Below are 4,904 nucleotides of genomic sequence, written 5' to 3' on the forward strand. Positions count from 1 at the left end.
CCCGGACACGACGTCGGGCGCCGACCGCGACGTCACGCTCGTGCGGCGCGCCATGGACGCGATGAGCATCGACCTCCAGGTCGTCTTCCCGCAGCCGATGCTCGAGACCGGGCTGCACCCCCAGCCCGAGGTCGCGACGGCGCTGCTGCAGGCCTACAACCGCTGGTTCACCACCGAGGTGCTGCCGCGCGAGCCCCGCATCCGCACCATGCTCGGCCTGCCGTTCGAGAACCCCGACGCGTGCCTGGCGACGATCGAGGAGTTCGGCGACGCGCCCGGCGTCATCGGCTTCCTGGTCACCAGCCAGCGTCACGCCGGGGTGCACCGCAACGCCTACATGCCGGTCTACCGCGAGCTGGAGCGGCGCGGCCTGCCCATCGGGTTCCACGCCGGGCCGAACCAGGCCGACACGATGACCTCGACGATGAACCGGTTCCTCTCGGCCCACGCCATGAGCTTCGTGACCTGCAACATGACCCACATGACGAACTGGGTGATCAACGGGATCCCGGAGCGCTTCCCGGGCCTGAAGACCGTCTGGATCGAGAGCGGCCTCGCGTGGCTGCCGTTCATGATGCAGCGCCTCGACCACGAGTACTACATGCGCCAGTCCGACGCCCCGCTGCTCACTCGCCCGCCGTCGCACTACATGCGCGAGATGTACTACACGAGCCAGCCCATGGAGTGGACCGACGACAAGCTGCTGGCCGCCACCCTCGAGGCGATCGACGCCGAGAACACGCTGATGTACTCCTCGGACTGGCCGCACTGGGACTTCGACGTGCCCGGGCGGATCGCGTCGCTGCCGTTCGTCGGCGAGCACGCCAAGCGCAACATCCTCGGCGAGACCGCGCGGAAGGTCTTCGAGCTCGGCGACGTCGGCCCGTCACGACGCTGAGGTCAGGAGGCAACACCCCGGAAACGGTGCGGTGGTTCGGTGGCCGCCATGGACTCGATCGCCGACATGGGCGGCGTCCTCGGGTACGGCCCGGCCACCCGGCCGACACCGGGGGAGCCGCCGTTCGCCGAGCCCTGGGAGGGCCGCGCGTTCGCGCTGACCCTGCTCAGCATGGGGCGGATCTCCGGGCGGAACCTCGACGCCTTCCGGTACGCGCTCGGCCGGCTGCACCCGCTGGACTACCTCGCTGACGGCTACTACGGGCGCTGGCTCAACGCCGCCGAACTGATGCTCGTCGACTCGGCGGTGCTGGCCCCGGACGCGGTGAACGCCCGGGTGCGCCGCGACCGCGGCGAGGACGTGGCGGAGCCGGCGTTCCCGGAGCCGCAGCGCCCGGACTACGCGCCGACGGCGCCGGGCTCGCTGCGCGAGGTCGACGACCCGCCCCGCCTCGCCGTCGGCGACCCCGTCGTGACCGCCGACGCGCACCCGCGCGGCCCGTCGAAGCTGCCCGCCTACCTGCGGCGCCGGCGGGGGACGGTCACGGCGGTCCGGCCGGCCCACGTCCTGCCCGACACCCACGGCGTGTTCGCCGGCGAGAACCCGCAGCACGTCTACACGGTGGGCTTCGACTCGCGGGAGCTGTGGGGTCCCGACGCCGAGCCCTTCCGCCTGCACGCGGACCTGTTCGAGAGCTACCTGGAGTCGTCGACGTGACCGAGCGGTTGTCGCCCGCCGAGCGGACCGCGGCGCTGGAGTCGCTGCTCGTCGAGCGCGAGCTGGTCGACCCCGCGGTGATGGACGGGTTCATCGCCCGCTACGAGCGCGACGTCGGGCCGATGAACGGCGCGCGGGTCGTCGCGCGGGCGTGGACGGACCCGGAGTACCTGGCGTGGCTGCGCACCGACGCCACCGCCGCGATCGCCGACCTGGGCTTCTCCGGCCCGCAGGGCGAGCACATGGTGGCGCTGGAGCAGACCGACGAGGTCCACCACGTCGTCGTGTGCACCCTGTGCTCCTGCTACCCGTGGCCGGTCCTCGGGCTGCCACCGAGCTGGTACAAGGACCCGGCCTACCGCTCGCGGGTGGTGCGCGAGCCCCGCGCGGTGCTCGCCGAGATGGGGTGCGAGGTGCCCGCCGACGTGCGGATCGAGGTGTGGGACTCCTCGGCGGAGGTGCGCTACCTCGTGATCCCGCAGCGCCCGGCCGGGACCGACGGCCTCGACGTCGAGGAACTGGCCGCGCTGGTGACGCGCGACGGGATGGTGGGGGTGGCCCGCCCGTGAGTACCACCCTCGACGTCGACGGGCCGGCCGCGCCGCCGCGGGCCAACGGCGAGCTGGTGTTCGCGGCGCCGTGGGAGAGCCGGGCGTTCGGGCTCGTCCTCACCCTGGTCGACGCCGGCCGGTTCACCTACGAGGAGTTCCGTCGGCGGCTGATCGCGCGGATCGGCGAGGACCCGTCCCGGCCCTACTACGAGTCGTGGCTCGCGGCCCTCGAGGACGTCCTGGGCGGGGTCGTCGACGAGGCCGCGGTGCTCGCCCGGGCCGCCGCGCTGCGCGAGGTCGACGACCACGAGGACCATCACCCCTGATCGAGTACCCCGGCGAGGAGGACCATGAGCGGGTTCGTGCGGGTGGCCGGGGCGGGGGAGCGCTACGACCTCGACGGTGCGGTGTTCACGGTGAAGGCGTCGGGCGCCGACAGCGAGGGCCGCGTCGCGGTCATGGAGCAGGAGGCGCCGGCCGGCCTGGTGGTCCCGCCGCACGTCCACGACGGCGAGGACGAGATGTTCTACGTGCTCGCCGGCCGCGTCGCGGGTCACTGCGGCGCGGAGGAGCTCGGCGCGGGGCCGGGGGACTTCCTGTTCCTGCCGCGCGACGTCGAGCACGCGCTGCGGGTGGTGGGCGACGGTCCCGCGCGGCTGCTGACGATCGTCGGCCCGGCGGTGTTCGACCGCGTGGTGGCCGAGCAGGGGACCCCGCTGGGACGCGCCTGAGCGTCGTCGCCGCCCGCGGCGTCGCGGCGTGCCCGACGCGCATCGCGAATCCGGGTCCCCGGGACCCGGATTCACCGGGCACTCGTGGCCCGCGTCCCGGGGCGGTCACGGTCGCGGGTCCTCCGGCCACGCGTGCTTGGGGTAGCGGCCCCGCAGCTCCGACCGGACCTGCGGGTAGCCGCTGGTCCAGAACGACGCCAGGTCCGCCGTCACCGCGGCCGGGCGGCCCGCCGGGGAGAGCAGGTGCACGACGACGGGCACGCCCGCCAGCACCGGGGCCCTCTCCCACCCGAAGGCCTGCTGGACCTTCAGCGCCACGACGGGCGCCGTCGGGTCGGCGTAGTCGACGCGGACGCGGCGCCCGTCCGGCGTCGTGACGTGCGTCGGCGCGAGCTCGTCGAGCCGCCCGGCCTCCGACCACGGCAGGAGGTGGCGCAGGGCGGGCGCGACCCGGATGCGGCCGAGATCGGCCCGGCGGCGGACCCGGTTGAGGTCGAGCCACTCGTCGAGGCGGGCGAGCAGGGCCTCGTCGTCGACGGCCGGCCACGGGTCGCCGCGGGCCGCGTGGAGGAACGCGAGCCGGGCGCGCAGCGAGGTGGCCGCGTCGTCCCAGCGCAGCAGCCCGAGTCCCTCGGCGGCCAGGCCCTCGCGCACCGCGGCGGCGACCGCCGCCGGGTCGGGACGGGCGAGCGGCCGGCGGGCCAGCACGATCGCCCCGAGGCGCTCCCGGCGCTCGGCCACCACGTCGCCGTCCTCCCAGGCGACCACCGCGTCGTCGTGCCACCAGGCCGCCGCGGCCTCCCGGGCGAGGTCCTCGTCGATCGGCACCGCGAGCCGCACCCGCGCGACGCGGTCGCCCGGGGCGCGCACGGCGTCGGCGACGGCGAGCCACGGAGCCCCGCGCAGGGCCGAGGACTCGGTGAGCTCCACCCCGGTGCCACCGGTCGTCAGGTACTCCCGGCTCTCGGGCCCGCGGGCGCGGGCGAGGCGGTCGGGGTAGGCGAGGGCGACGACCGTGGCTGCGCCCTGGGAACGATCGTGGTCGCCCCGACGACGACGGTCGTTCACCTGGCGGAGCCTGCGCACCTCCGCGCGCCACCGGGGATCGTTCGACGCCCGGGCCGCCCGCAGCCGCTCGTCGAGGTCGTCGGAGCCCGGCACGTCGGCGGCGAGCAGAGCCACCACCTCGGTCGCGGTGTCCGCCCCGACGGCCTGCGTGCCGTCCAGCAGCGCGCGCCCGAGCCGCGGGTGCACCCCGGCCGTCGCCACCGCCCGGCCCCGCTCGGTGACCCGCCCGGCGTCGTCGGTCAGCGCGAGCCCGCGCAGCACCTCGCGGGCGGCGTCGAAGGCCGTGGCGGGGGGCGCGTCCAGCAGCGCGAGCCCGGCGCCGTCCGGGGTGCCCCACCGCGCGAGCTGCAGCGCGAACCCGGTGAGGTCGGCGTGCGCCACCTCCGGGTCGTCGTGGCGGTCGCGGTGGGCGTGCTCGGCCTCCGACCAGCAGCGGTACACCACCCCGGGCGCCTCCCGGCCCGCGCGCCCGGCCCGCTGGGTCGCCGAGGACTGCGAGGCGAGCACGGTGACCAGCGCGTCCAGGCCGCGGGCGTGATCGGTCCACGGGCGGCGGGAGAGGCCGGCGTCGACGACCACCCGCACGCCGGGCACCGTCAGGCTGGTCTCGGCGATCGACGTGGCCAGCACGACGCGGCGGCCCGCTCCGCCCGTCCCCGCCAGCACCGCGTCCTGCTGCGCCGCGTCCTGCCCGCCCTGCAGCGTCAGGACCTCGGCCTGCGCGGCAGCGTCCCTCCCCGTCGCTCCGCTCGCCCCTCCGAGCCGCCGCCCGACGTCGTCGATCTCCCGGCGCCCCGGCAGGAACACCAGCACGTCGCCGTTCGCCTCGTCAGCATCCCCCGTCGCTCCGCTCGCCTCGGCAGCATCCCCCGTCGCTCCGCTCGCCTCGTCAGCATCCCCCGTCGCTCCGCTCGCCTCGTCGAGCGCACGGCGCACCAC

6 protein-coding genes are annotated in these 4,904 nt (G+C 75.7%); 5 read left to right on the forward strand and 1 reads right to left on the reverse strand.

Translation table 11 applies throughout. From position 1 onward, the window contains the following. The 5 genes from AC0CYZ_RS14185 to AC0CYZ_RS14205 form a co-directional block, all read left to right on the forward strand. Positions 1–898, forward strand: an 898-nt coding sequence (locus AC0CYZ_RS14185) for an amidohydrolase family protein (RefSeq protein ID WP_472216364.1), incomplete at its 5' end; no start/stop codon positions are given. Between the two features lie 48 nt (positions 899–946). Further along, positions 947–1,615 (forward strand): nitrile hydratase subunit beta, encoded by a 669-nt coding sequence (gene nthB, locus AC0CYZ_RS14190; protein WP_472216366.1) that lies wholly within the window; start codon positions 947–949, stop codon positions 1,613–1,615. After that, positions 1,612–2,184, forward strand: a complete 573-nt coding sequence (gene nthA / locus AC0CYZ_RS14195) for a nitrile hydratase subunit alpha (protein WP_472216368.1) — start codon at positions 1,612–1,614, stop codon at positions 2,182–2,184. Before nthB ends, nthA begins: the two co-directional genes overlap by 4 nt. After that, entirely contained in the window at positions 2,181–2,492 is a 312-nt protein-coding gene (locus AC0CYZ_RS14200; protein WP_472216370.1) for a nitrile hydratase accessory protein, read from the forward strand. Before nthA ends, AC0CYZ_RS14200 begins: the two co-directional genes overlap by 4 nt. 24 nt (positions 2,493–2,516) lie before the next feature. Further along, positions 2,517–2,897, forward strand: coding sequence for a cupin domain-containing protein (locus AC0CYZ_RS14205; RefSeq protein WP_472216372.1), 381 nt, complete (start codon positions 2,517–2,519; stop codon positions 2,895–2,897). A gap of 105 nt (positions 2,898–3,002) precedes the next feature. Here the strand turns inward: AC0CYZ_RS14205 and AC0CYZ_RS14210 are convergent. Next, the coding region (locus AC0CYZ_RS14210) for an ATP-dependent helicase C-terminal domain-containing protein (RefSeq protein WP_472216374.1) at positions 3,003–4,904 on the reverse strand (1,902 nt) is incomplete at its 5' end.

The organism is Actinomycetospora sp., from assembly GCF_055612215.1.

Excerpts from the sequence above, each read along its gene's own strand:
- AC0CYZ_RS14205 (WP_472216372.1), top strand. The coding sequence starts at position 2,517 with ATGAGCGGGTTCGTGCGGGTGGCCGGGGCGGGGGAGCGCTACGACCTC.
- nthB (WP_472216366.1), top strand. The coding sequence starts at position 947 with ATGGACTCGATCGCCGACATGGGCGGCGTCCTCGGGTACGGCCCGGCC.